This is a genomic window from Exiguobacterium sp. JMULE1 (assembly GCF_013337175.1).
GTDB lineage: Bacteria > Bacillota > Bacilli > Exiguobacteriales > Exiguobacteriaceae > Exiguobacterium_A > Exiguobacterium_A indicum.
This window is the reverse complement of sequence record NZ_SGWC01000002.1, coordinates 1,400,528-1,423,745: the sequence shown is the minus strand read 5'-3', so window position 1 is coordinate 1,423,745 and position 23,218 is coordinate 1,400,528. Positions and strand designations below refer to the sequence as shown.

24 protein-coding genes and 2 pseudogenes are annotated in these 23,218 nt (G+C 43.0%); 10 read left to right on the top strand and 16 right to left on the bottom strand.

Annotated features, from left to right (window positions below; all coding sequences use genetic code 11):
• The first annotated feature begins 62 nt into the window (after positions 1–62).
• The 4 genes from EXW93_RS07665 to EXW93_RS07650 all read left to right on the top strand — a co-directional run bounded on the left by EXW93_RS07665 (position 63) and on the right by EXW93_RS07650 (position 3,080).
• Positions 63–1,046: an ROK family protein gene (locus EXW93_RS07665; RefSeq protein WP_055967985.1), complete on the top strand. Its 984-nt coding sequence runs from the start codon at positions 63–65 to the stop codon at positions 1,044–1,046.
• The gene (locus tag EXW93_RS07660) at positions 1,043–2,206 is read left to right on the top strand and encodes an MFS transporter (protein ID WP_055967982.1); all 1,164 of its coding nucleotides are present in this window, start codon (positions 1,043–1,045) and stop codon (positions 2,204–2,206) included. Before EXW93_RS07665 ends, EXW93_RS07660 begins: the two co-directional genes overlap by 4 nt.
• Before the next feature lie 17 nt (positions 2,207–2,223).
• On the top strand, positions 2,224–2,601 hold the full coding sequence (locus tag EXW93_RS07655; protein ID WP_174316290.1) for a VOC family protein: 378 nt from the start codon (positions 2,224–2,226) through the stop codon (positions 2,599–2,601).
• 239 nt (positions 2,602–2,840) lie between these two features.
• Positions 2,841–3,080 (top strand): hypothetical protein, encoded by a 240-nt coding sequence (locus EXW93_RS07650; protein ID WP_069940649.1) that lies wholly within the window; start codon positions 2,841–2,843, stop codon positions 3,078–3,080.
• A 26-nt stretch (positions 3,081–3,106) separates the two neighbouring features.
• Here the strand turns inward: EXW93_RS07650 and EXW93_RS07645 are convergent.
• A pseudogene (locus tag EXW93_RS07645) lies at positions 3,107–3,718 on the bottom strand (DUF3885 domain-containing protein).
• A gap of 77 nt (positions 3,719–3,795) precedes the next feature.
• On the opposite strand from EXW93_RS07645, the gene EXW93_RS07640 reads away from it, so the two are divergent.
• Positions 3,796–4,263 carry a GNAT family N-acetyltransferase gene (locus EXW93_RS07640; RefSeq protein ID WP_174316288.1) on the top strand — a complete coding sequence of 156 codons (468 nt, stop codon included), beginning with the start codon at positions 3,796–3,798 and terminating at the stop codon, positions 4,261–4,263.
• A 70-nt stretch (positions 4,264–4,333) separates the two neighbouring features.
• Entirely contained in the window at positions 4,334–5,011 is a 678-nt protein-coding gene (locus EXW93_RS07635) for a hypothetical protein (protein WP_174316287.1), read from the top strand.
• A gap of 22 nt (positions 5,012–5,033) precedes the next feature.
• Here EXW93_RS07635 and EXW93_RS07630 read toward each other — a convergent pair whose 3' ends face one another.
• Positions 5,034–5,318, bottom strand: a complete 285-nt coding sequence (locus EXW93_RS07630; RefSeq protein WP_174316756.1) for a DUF3784 domain-containing protein — start codon at positions 5,316–5,318, stop codon at positions 5,034–5,036.
• Positions 5,319–6,007: 689 nt separating this feature from the next.
• On the bottom strand, positions 6,008–6,508 hold the full coding sequence (locus tag EXW93_RS07625) for a hypothetical protein (protein ID WP_174316286.1): 501 nt from the start codon (positions 6,506–6,508) through the stop codon (positions 6,008–6,010).
• A 644-nt stretch (positions 6,509–7,152) separates the two neighbouring features.
• Here EXW93_RS07625 and EXW93_RS07620 point away from each other — a divergent pair.
• Positions 7,153–7,395: a hypothetical protein gene (locus EXW93_RS07620; protein WP_023468238.1), complete on the top strand. Its 243-nt coding sequence runs from the start codon at positions 7,153–7,155 to the stop codon at positions 7,393–7,395.
• Between the two features lie 459 nt (positions 7,396–7,854).
• On the opposite strand, the gene EXW93_RS07615 is transcribed toward EXW93_RS07620, so the two are convergent.
• Positions 7,855–8,646, bottom strand: a complete 792-nt coding sequence (locus EXW93_RS07615; protein ID WP_174316285.1) for a DUF2268 domain-containing putative Zn-dependent protease — start codon at positions 8,644–8,646, stop codon at positions 7,855–7,857.
• Between the two features lie 189 nt (positions 8,647–8,835).
• Between EXW93_RS07615 and EXW93_RS07610 the strand changes: the two genes are divergently transcribed.
• A complete protein-coding gene (locus EXW93_RS07610; RefSeq protein ID WP_023468236.1) occupies positions 8,836–9,051 on the top strand; it encodes a hypothetical protein in 216 nt (71 codons plus the stop codon).
• A 323-nt stretch (positions 9,052–9,374) separates the two neighbouring features.
• Here EXW93_RS07610 and EXW93_RS07605 read toward each other — a convergent pair whose 3' ends face one another.
• The 6 genes and pseudogenes from EXW93_RS07605 to EXW93_RS07580 all read right to left on the bottom strand — a co-directional run bounded on the left by EXW93_RS07605 (position 9,375) and on the right by EXW93_RS07580 (position 14,017).
• Positions 9,375–9,635: a hypothetical protein gene (locus tag EXW93_RS07605; RefSeq protein WP_217448906.1), complete on the bottom strand. Its 261-nt coding sequence runs from the start codon at positions 9,633–9,635 to the stop codon at positions 9,375–9,377.
• A 119-nt stretch (positions 9,636–9,754) separates the two neighbouring features.
• The gene (locus EXW93_RS07600; protein WP_023468234.1) at positions 9,755–10,483 is read right to left on the bottom strand and encodes a GntR family transcriptional regulator; all 729 of its coding nucleotides are present in this window, start codon (positions 10,481–10,483) and stop codon (positions 9,755–9,757) included.
• A gap of 82 nt (positions 10,484–10,565) precedes the next feature.
• A pseudogene (locus EXW93_RS07595) lies at positions 10,566–11,991 on the bottom strand (glycoside hydrolase family 1 protein).
• A gap of 41 nt (positions 11,992–12,032) precedes the next feature.
• Positions 12,033–13,370, bottom strand: a complete 1,338-nt coding sequence (gene celB, locus EXW93_RS07590; RefSeq protein WP_023468232.1) for a PTS cellobiose transporter subunit IIC — start codon at positions 13,368–13,370, stop codon at positions 12,033–12,035.
• A 15-nt stretch (positions 13,371–13,385) separates the two neighbouring features.
• Positions 13,386–13,715 carry a PTS sugar transporter subunit IIA gene (locus EXW93_RS07585; protein ID WP_041255102.1) on the bottom strand — a complete coding sequence of 110 codons (330 nt, stop codon included), beginning with the start codon at positions 13,713–13,715 and terminating at the stop codon, positions 13,386–13,388.
• A 5-nt stretch (positions 13,716–13,720) separates the two neighbouring features.
• Positions 13,721–14,017 (bottom strand): PTS sugar transporter subunit IIB, encoded by a 297-nt coding sequence (locus EXW93_RS07580; protein WP_023468230.1) that lies wholly within the window; start codon positions 14,015–14,017, stop codon positions 13,721–13,723.
• 146 nt (positions 14,018–14,163) lie between these two features.
• Between EXW93_RS07580 and EXW93_RS07575 the strand changes: the two genes are divergently transcribed.
• Positions 14,164–15,966 carry a type I phosphomannose isomerase catalytic subunit gene (locus tag EXW93_RS07575; protein ID WP_051353605.1) on the top strand — a complete coding sequence of 601 codons (1,803 nt, stop codon included), beginning with the start codon at positions 14,164–14,166 and terminating at the stop codon, positions 15,964–15,966.
• 363 nt (positions 15,967–16,329) lie between these two features.
• Here the strand turns inward: EXW93_RS07575 and EXW93_RS07570 are convergent, their stop codons facing one another.
• From EXW93_RS07570 to EXW93_RS07545, 6 genes are all read right to left on the bottom strand, one after another.
• Positions 16,330–16,557 (bottom strand): hypothetical protein, encoded by a 228-nt coding sequence (locus tag EXW93_RS07570; protein WP_174316284.1) that lies wholly within the window; start codon positions 16,555–16,557, stop codon positions 16,330–16,332.
• Positions 16,558–17,458: 901 nt separating this feature from the next.
• Positions 17,459–17,725: a hypothetical protein gene (locus tag EXW93_RS07565; protein ID WP_174316283.1), complete on the bottom strand. Its 267-nt coding sequence runs from the start codon at positions 17,723–17,725 to the stop codon at positions 17,459–17,461.
• Positions 17,726–17,743: 18 nt separating this feature from the next.
• Positions 17,744–18,541, bottom strand: a complete 798-nt coding sequence (locus EXW93_RS07560) for a hypothetical protein (RefSeq protein ID WP_174316282.1) — start codon at positions 18,539–18,541, stop codon at positions 17,744–17,746.
• 815 nt (positions 18,542–19,356) lie between these two features.
• A complete protein-coding gene (locus tag EXW93_RS07555; RefSeq protein ID WP_254606193.1) occupies positions 19,357–20,325 on the bottom strand; it encodes a FecCD family ABC transporter permease in 969 nt (322 codons plus the stop codon).
• Complete coding sequence (locus EXW93_RS07550) at positions 20,322–21,305, bottom strand: FecCD family ABC transporter permease (RefSeq protein WP_371811129.1); 984 nt, start codon at positions 21,303–21,305, stop codon at positions 20,322–20,324. The genes EXW93_RS07555 and EXW93_RS07550 overlap by 4 nt, the downstream gene beginning before the upstream one ends.
• Before the next feature lie 59 nt (positions 21,306–21,364).
• The gene (locus EXW93_RS07545) at positions 21,365–22,285 is read right to left on the bottom strand and encodes an ABC transporter substrate-binding protein (protein WP_174316281.1); all 921 of its coding nucleotides are present in this window, start codon (positions 22,283–22,285) and stop codon (positions 21,365–21,367) included.
• A gap of 183 nt (positions 22,286–22,468) precedes the next feature.
• On the opposite strand from EXW93_RS07545, the gene EXW93_RS07540 reads away from it, so the two are divergent.
• Positions 22,469–23,215, top strand: a complete 747-nt coding sequence (locus EXW93_RS07540) for an arylamine N-acetyltransferase family protein (RefSeq protein WP_174316280.1) — start codon at positions 22,469–22,471, stop codon at positions 23,213–23,215.
• Positions 23,216–23,218: the final 3 nt, after the last annotated feature.

Here is a 23,218-nt window from a genome sequence, read left to right as displayed (position 1 = left end):
CTATACTCAAATCAAAACTTATTAAACTTTTTTAATAAGTGATTTAGATTGGAGGTCTTTGTTTGACTGAACTCATTTCACTTACACGTCACGCTTTTTTAGTCGACCATCTGGATACGATCCCTGCGATTCGTCAAGTCTTGGATGTCAGTTTTCCGACTGCAAGCAAACAGATCGATCAGATGATCGCTGCTCGGGAAATTGAAGAGACACCACTTGAATTGGTTCGCGGAGGGCGTCCGGCAAAACGGTATCGCTATCGCGCGGATCACTTCCACGGACTCGCTCTTTATCTCGAACGCACGTATCTGCAGTATCGCATCCACGACGTCGGTGGTCATCTGATCGCAACGGATCGCCTGAACTTCGATTCGACGGATCATGGATCTCATTTATTGAAAACGCTATCAACATTACTCGACGATCATCCAGATGTTCAAACGCTTGCGATTGGTGTTGCCGGTGCCGTTGATACCACCGGCACGATCCTGTTCGCCCCGGATTATCCGACGCTAGACGGTCGCCCCTTGCAACAAGAACTGACGGAACGGTTCGGGCGACCCGTCGTCATCGAAAATGATATGAACGCTGCGGTTCGTGCCCAAGCTTCTGATAACGAGACGACTGTCTATGTGTATCTCGGAACGAACGGACCGGGAGCCGGCGTCGCCGTTTCCGGTCATGTCATCCGCGGAGCGCATCACTTCGCTGGAGAGATCTCGTTCATCCCGTTTGACGACAAGCGAAATGTCGGACAAGTCCTCGCGACGACTACACCACACTCTGACGACTGGTATGAAGCGTTAAGTCGGATCATCCTCTCGTTTAGCGTCACCTTGAATCCGGATGCCATCTTATTTACGTCGTCCGATGTCTCGGATGACGGATTAGCTCGGCTGACGGAACGATGCGCCAAGCGCTTTCCGCTCGACAAATTACCTCAGTTGCGGCAAGGCGACTGGGAAACCGATTATTTAGATGGTTTGATGCAACTGAGCATCCAGTCATTCATTGAACAAATTCCGTTAGGAGGTCTCGCCCGATGACCCGTCTACTATTACCTTTGATTTATCTCGCTTTTATCAGTCTCGGTCTGCCGGATGCGTTACTCGGTACGGCGTGGCCCGTGATGCGGCTCGATCTCGAAGCACCGCTCGACATGGCAGGTTGGCTCTTTATGACGATTGCTGCAGGAACGATTGTTTCGAGTCTGTTTAGCGGTCGTCTGATCGAACGTTATTCAACGGGTCCGATCACGGCAGCTTCTGCCGGTTTGACGGCACTGACATTGATTGGTTTTTACGTTGCTCCGTCCTTGATTTGGCTCTTCGTCCTTGCGATTCCGCTTGGACTGGGTGCTGGAGTCGTCGACGCGGCGTTGAATCATTTTGTTGCCACCCATTATCAAGCGCATCATATGAACTGGCTCCATTGCTTCTGGGGCATTGGTGCGACAGCTGGTCCACTCATCATGGCTGGCGTATTGCTCGATTCCGGTTGGCGTGTTGGTTACCTCGTCGTCGGCGTATTGCAACTCGTTTTGATGATCATCTTGATCGTCAGCTTACCACTCTGGAAGCGGGCTCCGAAACAGGTGTCCGAACAGGTTCAGACCGTGAATACGTCTTCTGGAAAACCACGTGGATTGATTGCCGCTCTCGCAGCGTTTTGCTTTTATTGCGGCGTCGAGGCCGTCGTCGGGCTGTGGGGCAGTAGTTATCTTGTCCAAGTCCGGTCCTTTTCCGTAACATCAGCAGCGACGTGGATTTCCGTCTACTACGGAAGTATCACCGTGGGTCGATTCATCAGTGGTTTTCTGTCGCTGCGCTGGTCGAATCGTCGTTTGATTCGTGTCGGTCAATGGACGGCATTCGTCGGAGCCGCCTGTTTCATCCTCGCACCCGCTGCCTGGATGCCGCTTGGTTTCGTACTTGTCGGGCTTGGTCTCGCACCGATTTATCCGGCAATGCTCCATGAGACGCCGGTTCGCTTCGGGGAGGCTGCGGCGCAACGGCTGATGGGGGTACAAATGGCATTCGCCTATACCGGTAGTACCTTCATGCCGCCATTGTTCGGATGGCTGGCGACGTCCTATTCCTTATCGTTGTTCCATTGGTTTACGATCAGTCTCATCTTCTTGATGCTGGTCGCTACGGAAGGCTTGAACCGGATGTTATTCAGACAGCGATTGGCAAAAGCGTCTTGAAAAAAGGAGGAATGGAGATGAAGATTGAACATATCGCCCTCTTTGTGGCAGACCTGGACGGGATGCGTCAATTCTACGAAACACATTTTGATGCTACGGCAGGCGAGCGGTATCATAATCCGGCGAAAGGGTTCACATCGTATTTCCTGACGTTCTCGAGTGGTGCGCGCCTTGAGTTGATGCAACGGACGGATATCACGGAACGGACGATGAATGCGCTCGGGTATGCCCACCTCGCCTTCTCGCTTGGCAGCAAACAAGCGGTCGACGACTGGACGGCTCGGTTACGGGACGCCGGTATACAACACCTTGACGGTCCCCGGACGACGGGTGACGGGTATTATGAAAGTACGATCGCAGACCCGGAAGGTAATGTGATTGAGTTGACGGTCTAATGATGAAACGAAACAATCCCTCATTCTGATTAGAGTGAGGGATTGTTTGTTGATCGATGACTGTTCAATTGTTTTCTGCTTGTTGGTATGTCCCGTGACGAGCAGTTGTCTGACACGTATTTCATTCAGGTTATCTTTAAGCGACGATTACAAAACTCTTTCGCTGTAAACATTTGTAATGATATGCTAAAAAAGAACCAAATTATGACTATACGTATTCATTTAAGAGGAGGCAGTTTATGCGAAAGCACTTAGGATGGATCTCAATCGGTATTGTGGTTTTTACTTTCCTTACTGTTAAGCTCTTACCGTTCAATGGCTTTTGGGGAACGAACTATATGTTAGCTGGACTATTGCTTGCGCTAGTGTGCGCCATCATAAGTCTAAGAAATACGGGGAAAATCCTTGCGTTAACATTGCTCACTTCTCTATTGGTGCTTTTTATTTTTTCAGTGATCGGCTTCTTGGCACTAGCTTGAGTATTTCTAAAAGCGATTACATTCGATTAGCTGATATCATTACGATATTTCTTCTTGAACACGTCATACGTTACTGAATCACCGAACAGTAGGAAACAACCGCGATCATCATAGATATTCATGACGATCTTTTGATCCACGTTCACGAAAAAGACTTCCGGATAGTCTGTATATGTTTAACGAAATCTTGGTTGCAGCGGTGGGAAATCCTGATGGCAGATCGCTTTGATTAAACGCTTATAATCTAATGCGTTTTTGTTCGGTAATAACACGGCATATTCGGATACCTGCTCTTCTTCATCCATCATTTTCTCTACGAACTTTATGTTGTATTGATCTTCTCTTCTTTTTAAGTGACGGAATACTTTCGTCGCTGACTTTTGATACTTACCGCGCTCACTTCTCACATGCACGATGAAGTAAAGGGACTCCTCTTCTCGGAATAGATCCTCAAACAATTCGTTTGATTTTTGGTATGCCTGTTTGAAGTATTCCTCGTTGATTTCATCTGAATTTTTCTTTAACTGATACAGGTCCTTTACTAAGTCTACATGAATTACGAAATCCTTCTCGACAAAGGAACGATCAAATAAGTTTACCTTCCCAAAATGGTGTTGCAAGTATTGTTCGAAGTTCATTCCAAAGCTCCTTTATTCTGATGAGGACAGATTAATTTAACGATCGATATCACAAGTCTAGAATGGAGAATGAAAAGATGATCATTGATACATTATCGAATCATCCTGAACAATTAGAAGTAGTTGCCACAATGATTCATACCGAATTCGTTCAAAAGAAAAAAGGAACGACACCCTATGAACAAATAAAAGCCTTTTTAGACAAAAAATCAGATGAGTCGTATCCTGTGACGTTGATTGCCTTAGATGATGTCACGTGTATCGGAACCGTCTCCCTCTTTGAAAATGACTTGAAGGAACGACCAGCCTATACGCCTTGGCTCGCTTCTTTATTCGTTGAAAAAGTCTATCGGAATCAAGGGATCGCGCAGCAACTGATCAATCAACTAATCATCTACGCCAAATCACGACAGATCACAACGATCTATTTAAAAACAGAAAACGCTTCAGCATATTATAAAAAATTAGGTTGGACTTTAGTTGAGGCGATTGAGACGACGAATTCACCCATGTATATTTTCGCTTATAATATTGATGACGCTTAATACGTTCTAGTGAGCGACAACAGCAACTATTAAAGCTTTACTCTTATGAGATAACAGAAAGGACGTTTTTATGAATCTCGAAATTAAAAGCTATCTTGAAATTCCGCCTGAAAAAGAAGAACATGATGTGAATCACACTTATCCAGGATTCGTAGAGATGACCCATACGATCGACAACGATATCTTTAACTATGCTTTTGGTCGAGCTGGCGGCTATCCTGCTGGAAAAGTCTTCTTTTGTATAGAGGGCATGCCTCTCCCCTTTAACGCACACGTGAGCGAGCTATTCCAATTTTGGCATGCGTTAATAAAAAGTGTGACCACGAATGATTTGCATGACATCGAAAAGTTCGATTGGTCACTTCCATATGAAAACGAAGAAATTTCTAACCAGTTCATGATTCGATTTTTCTATCGAAAAAAACGAGTAGAATTTCATTATCAAAATCAACTCTTGGCTACTTTTTCACTAGAGACCTATAAAAAAGCAGTCCTGCATGGGTTTTTAGATTTCATGTGGCATACGAATCTGGAATTTGAGACGATCGTGTATGATTCGCTTGGTGAGGAGATTAATTACGCAGCGATGCGAGAAGATACAGGAGACGATTTATACACATGTCGCTACATCTTCTTACAATTCATGAGAGAACTTTATCGTCAAAAAAATGATATACAGACGTTGATTGACTTCGATTTTAAGATTAGTCGCCCTTTCTCTAAATTACATTATGATTTAAACGACTAAGGACATACTGACTTAGACGAACTTACAGTTCTTTTTTAAATCGATTCTTCGTATTCGTATAGACGCCTGCAAAAATTATAAAAAACACGAGTAGAACGAAGCCTACTATGAATAAAAACGAATATCCAGATATCTCACTGAATGCGATCAATAATAGACTAAAGCTAATCCCATACATGATCTTCCCCATGAATTTACACAGGGCGACTTCGTCATATGTTTCCTTTTTACTTTCTGACATCGTATTATATCCTGCAAGCAATGAGGCACCCTTTCCTCTTGATAAAACGATCGCAAACACTAGCATGGGGATTAAAATCACGACATACACGATGGAATCGTTCAAAGTCGTTCGCTCCTTTCTCCTGTTTTAATAGATATCATGTTATTTATCCATTTACGTTCTATAAGCAGTCTGCGTTTCATAAAATATCATAAGTGCACTACCACAGTAATATGTTGATTTAGTAAATGACCGAAAGAACAATCGTATGTTGAAACTCTTAATCGTACCCATTATCTGTATCCCTTTATTGATTCTATCTGCGTGTAAGGAATAACACTCAAGTGATCAAGTAAGAGCAAAGACCGCAGTGATCAACCAAGATAGTGAGCTGAACATCGTTCTACTATATGATTCCTACCAAAAATACTTTAGCGCTAGAGAGCGATTCCTTTTGAGTCAGAACCGCATGTAAAGCTTTCATCCTTAGTTCTTCTGGTTAGCGTGTCCACTTTGTTCGATTATCAAATGTAGAGAATACTCCCATGCGATATTTTGTCCTTCAACTATTCAAGGGCGTGACTGAAAACTCGAAGAGCGAGGCGATTGACTTAATCGAGTCTGTTCCATCCTCACCCATCGTGACGAAAATGATGTATTGTTTTTGACCTATCAAAATCTAGATGTAGCTATAGTAAAAGCTCCCCCAAAAAGTAGACAGTTGAAATATCAAAGCTGTCTACTTTTTTAGGGAGCTTACCATTCTTATTTCATCAAGACCATTTTTCTTCAGCATCCATCCAACAATTGTTTTTTAAATCAAGAGAATCATCACTATCGTGTATCGTAAAGTACGATGGAAGATTTAGTGACGCTCCACCAGCTTTTTCCCAGCACAATCTGAACCATTGTGCAAAAACGCTTTGTTCTTGTGGAATTAACTTTTCTTCATTTTGCTCATGAAATTCAAAAAAAACATCGAGTTGACTGTCGTTCATTTGATGATATTCGACTTCTTGTAATACATCTTCGCTCCCAGCAAAAACAGTTGAATCGTTTCCTTCGTTAAATACTTCATTTGCTTCTTTATCCATTGAGAACATGATGACCGAAAGTTCGAATCTAGTCGGTTCAATGAATGCTGTGAAATCTAGTACTTCGATGTCCTTAGAGAACGGATAAGAAAAGATTTTCTGGAGTTGGTCCTCCACTAAACCTGACTGCTTTTCAAGATGGATCTTAATTGAATCAATATAGTTTTCGACTGTAAACATGATAAGTACCTCCAAGCATGAATCTATCAATTTATGTTATTAATTCGTCAGCCTTGCTTCATGTTTTCATCGTGTTTCTCTTGAAGTCGTCTCTCTAGAACGAATACGTATATTACAGCAAACAATACTCCAATTATTCCCGGCAAAACAGCAACGATGGGATCCTTCAAATATGCGAATGGAATTACATACGTAAACAACATCTTGATTCCATATGAAACCAACACGGACGTCAGTAAAACTAAAGTTATAGTCCGCTTTTCGATATTCCCAAAAATTGATGTCTTTGTTTCTCTACTTTATGTATACCGAGCCAAGATAACGTCTTCAAATCTCCTTTATTCATAGCTAATAGTTGACAATCATCACTCTACCATACGACCTTATATTTGTACTAAAAAGTAAGTTTACTTTAAGGATTTTCACCAAAAATGCTTATCAATATAAAAAAACTAACCTAATAAAAAAACTAACCTAATCAAAATTTACGATACGTATAAGAGGATGATTCATAGTTATCATTAAGTAAGTGAGATAGGATGACAGGCGTTTAGAAGAGAGACGTATACCTCTAATTGCTTGAACAACATCCCATTTTTTGTATACTGATAATGAAATTTATACAAATAAAAGGGGGTCTTCTCTTGAGAGCAAAACTTGGCTGGATTTCTATCGGATTAATGGTTCTTACTTTCTTGGTACTTTTTACATTCCCGATTAATGGATTTTGGGGCGACGCCATCCTCATTGGTGGTCTGGTCCTTGCTTTATTAGCTGCTATCTTTAGTAATCGAGGTATAGGCAAAATGTTAGCTTTTATTTTAATGATGGTTCTTTTAATTTTATTTGTACTATCTGTCTTGAATTTTTTAGGGATTTTCGCATAAAATCGAATCGATCGAATTGGATAACGAATGTCTAAGCTCTTACAAAGATGTGACAGTCCAATAAGAACGCTCCCTCAGAGTATATGTAAGAGAGAAAACATTCTTATATATCCAATAGATCGTCACGCAGTCATTTCAGCATAACTTTATCTGAGAGTATGCTCTTCACATTCTCTATTATATCTTCGGTTGCTTTTGGCGTTTTGACCTTCTAGATTGAAAGTATTTACTTTTTCGCTTCAAACGTCAGTGTTTTTTATGCACCTTCTCCTCTTTACTCAAGAATCAATTTAAACTTTCCTTCATGAATGACATCTGAAACTGGTGTTAATGAAAACTCTTGCAGTGTCTGCTCAGATTTTTTTTGTCGGAAATCTGACATTAACTCCGTTCCTAAACTGTAAACAGTTAATCGAGGGACATCCTTCGCTTCACTTCCAGTGCTAAGTTCTTCGTAGCTTAAGGAGTTGTTCTTAACCTGTTCGAGTATCTTCTTTTATCGTTGAAAGCCATCTTTTCTGTTTCTATAGGGGGCGCTTTAGGATAAAGTTCCTTCGCAAACACCTCCGCTTTACCTTCGAATATGAGATAGTCGATGGAACTTGGTTGTCTGATTTCAGGATGTTCGTTCACTACGGAATGATTATACTCATGCGCAACAACGTACTCCAGTATCTCATGCGTATACTCTTCACCTAACATAATCACCATACTACCATCGCTCATCGTAAAACCAATCAGCCCGCTCGTCGCCTTTGCGGCGTATCGATGCTCTTCCGATAAGGGTAGCATCAGGATAATCTTATCTTTACCAGGAAGGTGGTCAGCTGATTTTCGGAGTGCCTCATGAACAGCTTTCATATTTTCTTTCTCTTCATGCATCAAACGTTTCGTCAATCTTTTTAAATCGTTCAAATAAGAAGTGGCGGAAAACACGTCATTGAACCCCTTGAAATCAAGAAAGATATCCTGCTCTTTCTGAATGCGATCCAGTTCCCGACGGACGGTTTTATCGAAGATTCGCTGTAGGTCCTCGTCCGTGACGTTTGTGTCCTTCATCTTTTTCTGAACTTTTGTGAAGTAGTCGATATAGGCTGGGTACAATGTAATGATTTTTGCATGCTGGTCTTTTGCTAGTTCAACTTCTCGAATAGTGGACTTGGGTTTCTCAGTCGACTGCGTCGGTTGGGATGTACATCCTGATACACAACAAATGAGTATTGATAAAAAGAACGCTAGACGTATTCTCAAAATTATTTACCACCTTATTGTTGAAATGATTGTATCGTATAACGCTTATAAAATAATTATATAGATTTATTTTCCATCTATCCATAAAAAGTAAGTTTCAGTTTGTTCATAGACCATTTTTAAGAACCTATAACGTTATCTACGTATACATTTGTTTTTCTAAAATTCTCATCGTTTGGAGTGTTAAACATGTCAGTTGGATGGAGTGGTACGATTCAAGATTTTTTACAGATCGATCAACATCAGTTTTCGCAAGCCTTACAGCATTCCATTCCAAATGATGCCTATCGTGTCATTTTGACGAGAAATCGAGATGGATTAATTATTTATATTTTTGAAAAACCTGAGTTAGAAGAAACATGGCATACACTTAAACACGTGTTACGTATTGAAAAACTAATATAACGTTCATCAAAAAAGTCTACATCTTGTACAGATGCAGACTTTTTTGATGAAATTTAGATGCCCATCAGTTTATTCCTTTCGTATAAAATTATCTTAATAAATTCGTCTGAATCGAAAAGAATTTTCCTTTGCATCAATTTTTTTATTAATTTCTGATTATACGTACTACCATCTATTCAGCGATGAATGCGAGCATGACAGTGCGGACAAATTGCTACGACATGTTCAGTATGATCAGGGTCACCATCCGAAAATTTATACACGTGACTCGCTTCAAATAGTTCAGATCGTCCATATACTTCGCATATTCCTGCCGCTCTCTTTCATGCATATACTTTAATCGCTTCTGATTGTTTTCTGACCTTTATTTGTTTGACTTGAAATCGACTCATCTCTTGTCGACGTATCTTGAAGAGCCATATTTTTAAATTTTCAAGCGAATCTTCAATTATTACACTACTCTTCAAATGACGTTCCGACTCGAACTGATCATGCTTCATAATCGTAGCTGATCCAAGAACAAATTGCATGATCTCCCGTGAATGACCGTCACGATCGAGCACTTGTTTCAGTTTATAATCCATTAACGTTAGCTGATCATCAAATCGATATAAACCATTTTGTTCCTGATGAAAAAGTAACATATCTTTTGAATGATTGACATGATCACGTATCGCTTTAATCTCAAACAGATTAAATCTTATCATCTGCCGATATGGACAGACGTAAAGACGAACTTATCATAACGATGGCGTGAAAACGAATACTCGAACGGTTTTCCGTTACCAAGGAATACGACTTGCTCTACTTCGATGACAGGATCGGTCTCCTCGTTCCCGAGATATTCATGATCCCATTGATTCGGCTTGTCTGCCCGAATCATCTTATGCGAGCTCGTGATCGTATAACCGAGTTCTTCTTGGATATACCGGTAAATCGAACTATCAAGAACTTCTCGCGTTACTCCGGTAATTAATGAAGACGGCATAAACGTGTGTTCGATCACGTATGGTTCGTCGTCAACATATCGAACACGCCGTATCTCATAAACGGGATCGGTCTTCTCGATCATCAGATGGCGTGCGACCTCGGCTTCCGGAAAACGAACCTCGAACTGAAGAACTTCACTTCTGACAGCCCGCTCTCCGAGCAGCTTTGTCAACCCTTGTGACTCTTTGTTTAATACATTGATTCTTCCTTGGGAAAAGCTTGACGGTAAAATGAACGTCCCTTGTCCTCGTTGTCGATAGATGATCCCCTCGAGTACGAGGATTTCTAGAGCACGTTTCATGGTCATCCGGCTGACCTCAAACTCTTCTGCTAGTTGAATCTCGTCTGGCATCGCTTCTTCCACATTGTATCCGCCATGAAGAATCCGTTCTCGTAATTCATCTGCAATTTTTTCATACTTTGGTTTCTTTTTATTAGACATGACAACACCCCATGTATAGACATATACATATAATATAACAAAAAATAAGGATCAGGGCTAGATATACCCCGATCCTTTCTTCTTATCCTTCGAATCCATTTTCTTCGATGAGATGCTTGAACCAGTAACCACTCTTTTTTACTGTACGCGTTTGATTCGTCAAATCGACACCGACGAAACCATATCGGTTCTTATAGGCATTACTCCACGACCAATTGTCCATGAACGTCCAAAGGTGATATCCTTTGACGTTCGATCCTTCCTCTAATGCATGATGCACCCATTTCAAATGTTCCGCGATGAAGTCAATCCGGTAATCATCCTGGATACTACCGTCCGTGTCTCGGTAGCGTTCTTCTCCTTCCACTCCCATCCCGTTTTCTGAAATGAAGCACTCGATGTTTCCATAATTCTCACGTAAGTTTGTCAGGATGTCATACACACCCTTTTCGTAAATTTCCCAACCACGATGTCGATTCATCTTGCGTCCCGGCATTTCATAATAATCGAAAAGATGCTCTGGCATGAACGGTGCTTTCGGATTCGGAAGATGTTCTTTTACTTTGATACGTCTCGGCTGATAGTAGTTGATGCCGAGGATATCAACGGTGTACGTCTCGATTTTTTTTCGGTCCGTTTCACCCATCGCCGGGAGGGCATCCTGCTCTTTTAACAGTTCGATTAATTCAGCAGGGAAAGTACCTAAAACGGACGGATCGAGGAAAGAACGATTGAACAAGATGTCCGCTAGATACGCTGCTTGTCGATCCGCTTCATTTTGACTTCTCGGATAAGAGGGAGTCAGGTTGAGAATAATTCCGATTTTTCCTGTTTGTCGTGTATCTCTGTATGCTTCGATTGCAAGGGCACTTGATAGAATCGAATGATAGGCGACCTGGACCGCTCGTTTAAAATCTACGACGTTCGGATAATGAAAATCGTACAAGTATCCCCCCTCGACCGGGACGATTGGTTCGTTATGGGTGAACCATTTGCCGACACGGTCACCGAACAGTTTAAAGCAGGTTTTGGCATACGCAACATAATGCATCACGACTTCCCTGCTCTCCCATCCTCCCTTTTCTTGTAAGGCAAGGCGGCATATCAAAATGATATAAATTAACGAACGGTTCGATCCCAGCTTCAATCAACGCGTCAATGACACGATTGTAGAAATCGACCGCTTCCGGATTGATGGTTCCTTCTCCCGTTGGAAATAGACGCGACCAAGAAATCGATAGTCGAAACGAATTGTGCCCGAGCTCTTTCATCAAGGCAATGTCTTGTTTGTATTGATAGTAAAAGTCAGATGCTACTGAAGCACTGACACCATCAAAGAAGCGGTTCGGTTCGACCTCGTACCAGTGATCCCAAATGTTCGGACCTTTTCCACCTTCATAGGCGGCTCCTTCCGTTTGTGTCGCAGAGGCAGCTGTCCCCCACCAGAAATCCGTCGGAAAATCATACTTTTTAATCGTAGTCGTCTTGTTCTCTATCTGATTCATCATTAGCACATCCTATCTCTCATTTTTCACTCATCCGGTATACTTTATCCGATCTGTTGATTTTTCTCTTGAGTAGTATTCGCTTCTTCCCGTTCTTTCTTCAAATTCAAACGGTCAATGAAGACGAGGAACGGGAACCAGACTGCCATGATGATTGCAAAGTTGACTAATTGTAGCAATCCACCAGCTAACGAATTGGTTGCCATCATTCCACTGATGAACATCGGGACAGTCCACGGTACCGCAACACCGGTCGGAGGTGGGACGATCCCCGTTGACATCGCGAAGTACGTCACGGTCACCGTAATCAGCGGTGCGACGATCCATGGAATCATGATCAATGGGTTCATGACGATAGGAAGTCCAAAGATCATGGGTTCATTAACGTTGAAAATACCAGGTCCAATTGACAGCTTTCCGATTTGTTTCATTTGTTTCGATCGCATGAATAACAAGATGGCAACAACGACAGCGAGTGTTGAACCGGAACCCCCGATCCCAACCGTATAGATTTCAATGAATTGTTTACTGATGATGTTCGGGATTTCTCCATTTGACGTGTACGCATTCAAGTTTTCAAGAGAGAGTGTGTTCCAAATCGGGTCCATGACCGAGTTGACGATGACTTGTCCGTGCAGTCCAAAAAACCAGAATAGTTGCACGAAGAAGATGGCGATTAACGTCGGGAAGAGTCCGTTCCCTAGATTAACAAGTGGTTTTTGAACAAGATTGAAAATGAGATCGTGTAAGTTCGTATCTAACAGTGAAGTGACGGCAATGTTAATGCCAAGGAATACGGTGAGCGTAAGTAATGCCGGGACGAGTGCTGAGAATGATTTGGCGACAGCTGTCGGCACACCGGCAGGCATTTTGATCGTCCAGTTTTTTTGAACGATGAAGCGATAGATCTCTCCTGCTATGAATCCCGTGATCATGGCTAGGAACATGCCTTTTGCGCCGAGACGGTCGAGTGGAATGACATTGCCGACTGGATCGGCGACATTTTCGACTGAAACAAAGAAAGGAGTAAGTAATAAAAACGAAACAAGTGCGATGACGCCACCGAAAACAGCTTCGACCTCATAACTTTTAGACAGATAATAACCGATACCGAATACGACGAACAATGACATGATGCCCATTGTGGCGGATGGAGCGTTTCCAAGTGATGTCTTAAAGGCATCTAGTACACCCGGAGACATGAACTTATCAAGGAACGGTAAATTCGCGACGACGACAATTAAGGAACCAAACATCGTAATCGGAAAAGCAAGCATGAATGCATCACGTAATGTCTGCAAATATCGACTATTGTTTAAAAATGCCGCCATCGGCATCAAAAAACGACTTAGCAAATCAAACCACTTACTATTCTCAGTCATCTTAAACACTCCTTATCATTTTTGGGAAAACTTATGTTCCATGAGTTCGATGAGTCCGGTCGTTAAATCAAGCATCGTCTGCGTCGACATCAGGTGATCTTCTGCATGTAATAACAATAAGGAGAGCGTCGTTGGCTCACCGTTTGCTTCCTTTTGGACCTGACTAAAGTGAACTTGATGCGCTTCTTGTAATTGCGATCTTGCATTTGATAATAATTGGTCGAAGTCTTCAAACGTGCCATCTTTATACACTTCGATCGCTTCACGAATCGTACTTCTCGCATTTCCACTGTGTAAGATCATCGTGAAAGCAATTTGCTCCATCGTCTGTTCATTCGTCTGCATATCGATCACCCCATCAACTTCACAGCTTGTTCGTAAGCTGCTTTTCCGTCTGCCATTCCATACGCCATCATATCGATGACTTCGACCGGTTTGTCTGTCGCTTGCTGAAATTTTGATAATAGAAATCGCATTTGTGGTCCAATCAAGATGACATCTGCACCAGACATCTCCTTCATCGCCTGATCTTGTCCGACTGCCCAAATTTTAGCTTCTTCTCCGAGTCCCTTCGCATGTTCTTGCATCTTCGACACCAAAATGCTCGTCGACATTCCTGAACTACACGCCAACATGATTTTTCTCATCTACAATTCCCTCCTCATTTGTAATCGCTTACACATTTGATTATACGGATTAATTCATTCATGTCTATACTTGATAATTAATTTGTTTATTTTTTTTTATAAAAGTGTAGAGTTGTTATTGAAAATAAGATGAAGGAGGAATTTGTATGACAAAACCGATTTATCTTACTCCCCTTTCAAAAGAACGAATTTGGGGCGGACAGAAGCTTCAAGAGTATGGATTTTCGATACCTAAAGAACAACGGACGGGAGAAGTCTGGACAGTAGCAAGTCATCCAAACGGCATGTCACGCGTCCAGACTGGACCAATGACGGGACTCACCTTAGAAAAACTATGGTCAAATCACCCTGAAATTTTTGGTATGGAGACCGACTCTGATTTTCCACTATTGGTAAAATGGATCGATGCCTCGGAGGATTTATCCGTTCAAGTCCATCCAAACGACAAGGATGCCAATCGTTTTGAAAAGCAGCCATTTGGTAAAAATGAATGCTGGTACATCTTAGATTGTCCAGAAGACGCCGTCCTTATCTATGGTCATTCGTTAACCTCCTTAAACAACTTTGATGAGACCATTCATCAGGGTACTTTATTGCAGTCTCTTCAGCATGTGCCAATCGCTAAAGGTGATTTTATCTATGTACCTGCTGGCACAGTACACGCGTTAACAAAAGGATGTGTCGTCCTTGAAATTCAACAAAATTCAGATACGACCTATCGACTATTTGATTACGACCGGTCTGATCCGGTGACGGGAAAGGTACGCCCGCTTCATCTTGAACAAGCCCGTCGTATCATTCGTTTTCCTCATTTCCAGTACACGGAACCTGCCGTCACGCTCACTCCTTTTCGTAAAAGATTGACACAAACACCCGACTTCTTTGTCGAAGAGTGGTCGATCAGGCAGACACATATCTTAGAGGTAAGCCGTCTGTTTCGCGTCATCACGGTCATCGAAGGTACGATTGAATTGGACCACGTCCTCCTGTCTGTCGGAGCGACTGCGATTCTTCCGGCAAATAGCACCTTTCTCATCAAAGGAAACGGTCTCGTCTTGATCACTGGTCCTTCTCTTAAAATGACAACGCCTCATCGAATCGGTATCGACCTCGGTGGAACGCAAACACGTGTCGCTGTGATCAATCAACATAAAATCGTTAAACAATTGTCGTTTCCGACCAATCCTAAAGCAGGTCCATCCCAGACGCTTTCAAATATCGAGTACGCCATTCAAGTTTTTTCAGAGGAATTTCACCTGTCGAACATCGGAATTGCCGCGCCTGGTCCACTCGATACGAAGACTGGACTTCTGTTATCTCCACCAAATTTACCAGGATGGGATGAAGTCGACTTGGTTACCCCACTTTCCTCCGCATTCGACTTACCCGTCTTTCTCGAGAACGATGCCAATGCCGCGGCTCTCGGTGAAGCGTTATACGGCGCGGGACGTCACTCATCATCTGTCTACTATGTGACCGTCAGTACAGGAATCGGTGGAGGTTATGTCTATATGAAACAACTAATCCGTGGAGCAAATGGATACGCTGGTGAGATTGGCAATACGATTATCGACTCATCGGGTCCACTGCATCCTGTGTTGAACAAAGGTTCTCTCGAAGGATATGCCAGTGGTACAGCACTACAGTCACGAGCTAACGAACGACACGCCTCGTCCATCGAGCGATTACTCGCCCATCCGCAAGAGAGGGATCGTTTTACTAATCATTTAGCAACTGGACTTGCAAACATCATTCACACGATTGATCCGGAAGTCATCGTCGTTGGAGGAGGTGTTACGGGATCTGCTGATTTATACTGGGAAGCGTTACAGGAACGTGTTCGCGAACTCGTATATCCTTCCCTTCGTTCAAAGGTCGATATCCGTCTTGCCGAATTGAAAGGACAGGCAGGCGTCATCGGAGCTGCTGCTCTAGATGAAGTAGAGTAAGCAACACATCACTTACCTTATTTAATCAAAGCAAAGAGGGTGATCCATTCCGTTATTGAAATGGATCACCCTCTTTGTATACATCCTATCTATTCGAATATAGCTATTTTTTAGAGCAGCGAATTGCTAAAAATGACTTCAGCTCGTTCTCAATCCGTTTTGGGTTTAAGGAAGAACAGAAAAATGTTAAATACCAAAAAAAGACCAAGCAGTACCCACAAGACAGAATAAAATGCTGTATTCGGGACGAACAAATAATCTATCAATAGCACGATTAAAAAGAGAATATATCCAACAAAATATACTTTTTTCTTACGCGGATCCATCGTCTCATCTCCTTTATACATATGAGTGTTCTGTCGATTACTTCGTATTTTTAATAATCACTACAGCTAAAACAAGGGACGGGATGAAACAAATCAGTAGATCCGAGAGTGAGATCGAGAGTGAAGTAGGATGAATCAGCATCTCTATCCCTTTAAAAATGGCACCGAGCACAACAAGTAAAGATAGGAGAACCGGAACGAAATTACGCATCCATCTCGGAATACTCTGCCACATCCGTAAGATCTTTTGTGTTTTATCATCCATGTCATTCACCTCTTTTACAATTTTACATAAATTAGTATATCATACGGATGATTTTTGTGAAAAAATGTCGAAATCACGTGTCGATTGAATCTTCTCCTTTACGTATAAAAGCAGTAAAAAAGAAGCTTACATGATGTGTAAGTGTCTTTTTACTCCCTTATAGGATACAAATCAATGTCTCTTCCCCTGCTACTTTGAACTAATTGATCACACCTTCTGCACTACAATAAAACTCCAGAGGAATGTTGTGTGTGGATGAAATACCATGTTGAATGAATTCTCCACCGACTGTCACATCGTATGTTCTTCCGCCATCCATCAAAGTAGCGGTATATCCAAGCTGTCTCCATGTCCCCTTACTCGATGAAGCGGTTGACGACATAGACGTAATAGTTTTAAAGACTTGCCTTTCTGCCTCATCACGAAGTGCGGTATCAAATGTACCAGTGATCGAAATGGCAAATGTTGTCCCCTTCGCATGAATCGTTTTTGATTTAGATGTGGATTCTTTCTTTGAGAAATCGAACGTCGATGCGAACTTTACTTTGACTCGATTTTCCGCTATCTTTCGAAAACGGTTCGTCACATGACACGCGTGTCATGCATCACACAAAGCAGGTCTCGCGTTTGAAGATGTGTTGATAACAGTCCCATATTGAGTCCTTTTAGAGAGCGTTGAAGTGCGAAAGTTATTATCTACATAAGTTTGCGGAGTTCGACTAACTCTACTCGCGATTCAGCAATATATTCACTTCAATAATGAAGAACGATAGCAACAACGCTTAAAACGGCTTGGTCCGTTAGAATACAGAGCGCAAGCCGTTTAAATTTTTTTTATTATTTGTCCTGTCTACTTAACAGGGAGCAGTTCATAACCGACTTTACGTTAGATTCATCTGACTTATCTTTTACGAATTTTATCTTGAAGTATTCTTTCTAAAACCAAGATGTATACTAATGCAACCAGCACCCCTAGTGTACCTGGCATAACAGAAATGATTGAATCATTCAGATACACATTAGGAATTAAGTAAGTAAACAAAATTTTTACTCCATATAATACTAACAAAGATGAGAGTAACACTATAGCTATAGCTCTCTTTTTGATATTACCAAAAAATTGACCTTCTTTTTTCTCGACTTTACTTATACCTAGCCATGATAACACTCTAAGCACCCCCGTCATTTATAGATATTCGTAAACAATACCACCCAAGCAACTTACTGCACCTAGTAATCCAATCCGCCGAACTAAAAATTTAATTGCTTTATTCCAACTTGTAAAAGTAGACTCTAAAACTCCCCATACAGTAAAAGTATCTGCTTGGACACCTAAGCAACCAGCAATAACTTTTTTAATATGTTTTCGTAAAGTTGGGTCAGCTACAATTCCGTATTCAAAACTTTCATTATGCTCAACGACTTGAGTAATCGTTTTACCCGAGATAGTGAAGTGTGTCGGAACAGCTTCACCTTTAGCATCATAAGCCCATGGAGAATCAATAGAAGCAACGATATTCTTACGATCATCAAGAGCATCGATGCCCCCATCTTCTCGTTTGACTAGTGAGTCGTACTCTCCTGTCATTTCAAAAGAGTATTCCTTCGGAGATTCAGGGGAATCAATTTTAATGACCGCTCGTGCATCTCCACTTTCTAAAGATTCATACACAATGCTGTGATTGTCAGCAATAGTTGCAATTTTCCCTGCAATTATCGAAGCATTCCCAGAATCGGTTTTTAATCCCACAGTTCCATTTTGAAGCTCTGAATTGCCTTCCCCTGTAGCCACAGTAGGATTACTACCAAGCGCAGTTTCAATAGTTCCTTCTTTTTCAAGTGTATCCAGTATCTCAATAGACTCGGACACGTTTTTTTCTAACTCGTTTCTTACACCTGCATTTGCACCTACAGGAGCTGCAATACCGATAGCGAGACTAAATACCATAGATGCTATTACAGAAGATTTTAATAATTGATTCATTATATTATACTCTCCCTTTAGAATAAATTTTAATTCATTTCAAAAAATATACTCAATATAAATAGTTTCCACTCCTTTCTTTTGAGTACAAAAAACACTTTATCACAAATGTATATATTTGTATTAAAATTTTATTACGTTTTTTGCATTTATTTCAAAAAATAAATTTTTATAAATTAATTAAAAAAGTAAATAATATTTTTATAATATTAGGAGAAATATATTATGAACTACAATAATCTTAAAATAACTTTTTAATTGGACAATTTGCCAAATTAAGCGTAACACTTCTACAGAAAAGACCTCGTATTAGACTAGACTGACTTTTCAGTATGAGACACATATAAAACACTTTGATTATGCTACCAGTACACCGAAAGTATAGGGTGTACTGGTAGCATAATTTTTGGTTTATCTCTTCTTCTCTATAGTAATTTAAATATTTTGGGGTGCTTTAATATACATCATAGTCTCTTAAAAGAAGGAGTCTGATGCAATAAAACTCATCAAATGTCAAATCCGAGCAAATCGGAGTATAAAGATTCAATCACTATACCTTCCAAACAGTTTCCTATAAGAAACGGCTACTGGTTAGATGATTTCTTTCTTTGTTGTTAATTCGCCACTCATCTTATTATTTATTAGTGTCTGCTTTAATTCGCTTAGTTATTCATTTTTACACAGACAAAAATACCATTGAAGCTAGTATTTTTTAAAAGTATACAATACGAAGATGCTTTTATATTGTGTCGAAAACTTAAGATTGCCTCGCCTAACTTTTTGCGTCAAAGACTCCATTTTTAGTATATCGAATATCATGCCGCCCGCTCTCTTCGTAAGAGATACAGGAAGTACGGTACACCGATGATTGCTGTGATCAATCCGGCTGGTACTTCAAGCGGCGGATGAATCCCGCGACCGAGCGCATCAGCGACGACGAGTAACCCACCGCCGAGCAATAGCGCCATCGGTAAGACGGCGAGGTGTTTATGTCCGACGAGACGCCGTGCCATATGTGGAGCAATCAGACCGATGAAGCCGATTGCACCGACCGTTGCGACGGCAACACCGGCTAGGATGACAGCGAGCGCTAAGAAGACGTGCCGTGTCCGCTGAATCGGTAACCCGAGACCAATGCTGACTTCCTCACTAAGTGATAAGACATCGAGTTGACGATGGTGATAGAAGAGGATCGCACCAATCACGACGAGCACCGGCGCTAAGATCAACACTTCTTGCCACCCTTTCCCGAACAGACTGCCGGCGAGCCAGACGAGTGAATCGTTCGTCTGGAGTGGAAATTTAATCAACAGGTATTCTGTTCCTGAGGCACAAATCGCACTAACGGCGATACCAAGTAACGCAAACGAACTGCGGGAGACGTTTCCACCCCGCTCAAGCATCATCAATGCCAGCATGACGATTGCTGCTCCGATGAAGGCGGCAATCGGTGTCAACAAGAGCGGACCATCCGGCACTAAGGCAATCGTCAAAACGGCGAACAGAGACGCTCCGTTCGTCACTCCGATCACGTCCGGTGAGATCAATGGATTGCGGATGACACTTTGTAAGATGATTCCAGCAAGAGCGAAACTCGCACCTGCTAAAAAGGCAAGGACCGTTCGCGGCAAGCGGTAATTTTGGACGATGAAGGCATCCTTTCCACCGAAGAACGACTGCCAGAGTTCCGTTACCGACAACTGAATCGAACCGACCGACAGTAAGGCGAAGCTTGTGACGAAAGCGATTACTGCGACAAGTAGAATCCGACGCATCTCTCTCATCGTAATCCCCCTTTCATCTGGCGGCGTGCCAAGATAAGGAAGAAGGGTGCCCCGAGCAATGACGTCACGATGCCGACTGGTGATTCATACGGATAGGCGATGAAGCGCGCCAGGACATCGGCGTACGTCAACAACAGACCACCGATGACGGCAGAGACGGGTAAGACGATTCGGTAGTCCTCGCCAACGAGTCGACGTGTGATATGCGGCACCATCAGACCGATGAAGCCAATTGCTCCGGCAACGGCAACCGTTACCCCTGCAAGTAACACGACACTGATGCCGGCAAGCAGACGGATCCGCGTCACTTTTTGTCCGAGTCCGACCGCGACGTCTTGCCCGAGTTGGAAAACGGCGAGCGACTTCGCGAGACTTGCCGCAAGAATCAAACCTGCGAGCGACCATGGGAGAACGATCCGGAGTTCGAGCCAGCTTGCGTCACTGAGCGAACCGGACAACCAGTACAAGACGTTCGTGATCCGGTCGTTGAACAAAATCAAGCCTTTCGTTAGCGACGTCAACAAGAGATGAATCGCCATCCCGACGAGGGCGAGTTTTAACGCCGTCATCCCGCGAATCGAAGCGAACGAAAAGACGAGCACGCCACCGAGTAAGGCACCAGCAAAAGCGAAGTAAAGCAAGTTCGCCGTTCCGAGTGACGGAAAGATGAGCAGGCTTAAGACGACGAGAAACGACGCACCGGCATTGACCCCAAAGACTTGTGGTGAAGCGAGCGGGTTCCGTGTCACAGCTTGCATGATCGCTCCAGCGACGGCAAGGTTTGCTCCGAGCAACAATCCGAGTAAGAGACGCGGCAGGCGCAGATTCGTCAGGACGAGTCCCGCTTTAGAGGTCGTGCCACTGATCCACTCCTGCACTAAGTGGACCGGATTCATCTGTGTGATACCAAAGAACAAGCTACTATAAACGGCCAAGCCACTGAGTAAGATAAGTACGAAAATCAGACGTTTCCGCTGCACCGGATCTTTCCCCTTTCATCAAGACGAAAAGCCAGATTGCTCCGGCTTTTTGTCGTTCGTTATTTCTGTTTGAGCAATTGAATTGCTTCGTCAACGATTTGTTCAGCAGCGTCCAGACCACGGTAACGTGTCCAGAGGTCACGATTGACTTCATAGACTTCTCCGTTTTTGACCGCTGTGATCTGATTCCAGAGCGGATTGTTTTTCCACTCCTTCAATAACTTCGGATCGGCTTCCGCCATAAAGATGACGTCCGGATCCCACTTGACCATCTGCTCTAACGTGATCGTCACAGTCGGTTCCGCTGTTTTCGTAACGGCATTCTCGATACCGATCTTCTCGAGCAACTCACCGTCAAACGACGTCTCACCGTGCGCTGTCAGTGAATCGGCGCGGAAGACACCGACCATGACTTTCCGGTCATCTTTTGGATCAACCTTCTTCTTCGCTGCCTGCAAGCGCTCTTCATGCAGGGCAAGGCGATCGTCCATCTGTTTCGTTTTGCCGACCGCTTCCGCAATCGTCTTGAACGAATCGATGTTCTCTTCATACGTCGCATTGCGACTCTTCAAGATGATCGTCGGTGCGTTTTCTTGCAATTGCTTGTAAATTCCTTTATGACGGTTGAAGTCGCCGATAATCAAATCCGGTTGCAAGGAACTGATCACTTCAAGATTCGGTTGTTGGCGTGTACCGACTTCCGTGAACTCGATGTCTTTTCCGAGTAATCCAGAGACATCGGTCTTGTTTTCTTGTGCAATCCCGACCGGTGTGATGCCGAGTTCGTCTAACGCATCAACGAACGAGAATTCGAGCGCGACGACCTTCTTCGGCTTTTCCGGTACTTTCGTTTTTCCTGCTTCGTGCGTGATCGTCCGCGTTTTTTCGTTCGATTGCTCTGCTTGACCTGAACAAGCTGCAAGCATCAAACTGCTCAACACGAGGAGCGTCAACGCTGTCATCCAAGTTTTCCGTCTCATGGTGAGACCTCCTTTGATTCGTGATTCGACATTGAGAATCATTCTTAATTAATCCTGTCTCAGCATATCAAAGATTTCCATCGAACAAAAGGGAAATCCTTATTTTCAGATAATATAGACTGAAATCCACATTTTCTGAAGCAATATGGGATAATCAGGTAGTGAACAAAGGAGGGACTAAAGATGGATTGGATGAAAGACTTAGAACAGCGAATTGCGTTTCCGCTCGATGCAATCACGTTTGATCAATTACCTGACTTACTCGAAGCCTTCGCCTACCAGTTACCGTTCGAGAATACGACCGTCCTTGAGAAGCGAATCCGTCCGTTTAGCGACGAGCGCTTCATCGAGACATTTCTGACAGAGCGACGCGGTGGTGTCTGTTACGACCTGAACGGACTGCTACACCGAGTCCTGCAAGAACTGAACTGTCCTGTTCGACTCGTTCAAGCGACTGTTTACGATACGAAGTCGGACGCCTGGTCAGCGACCGGACCGACCCATGTCGCGATCATTTGGAATGAAACACACCTGCTTGATACTGGCTTCGGCGTTAATTTACCGCTCGTTCCTGTTCCGTTGAGTGGGGAGACCGTTCATTCCGCTAGCGGCAGTTACCGGATCATCAATAATGACACACTTGAGATGAAGCGAACGGGACAAGCAGAGTTTGTGACTGGCTACCGGTTCGACCGCGAGACATCCATTACAACAGATGACTTATCGAAGATGGAACAGATCATCCAGCAGAGCGACGCTTCGCCGTTCAATAAAGGTCTCCTCGTCGCGATGCGGACGCCAACCGGACAAAAGACGTTGACTGAGCGGACGTTACGGATTGAAGAAACGACGACGACCGAGTTACCGGTCGCAGGTCCCGCCCAATTCGAGATGCTGTACAACACACACTTTTTAGGAAGGGAGTCGTAAACC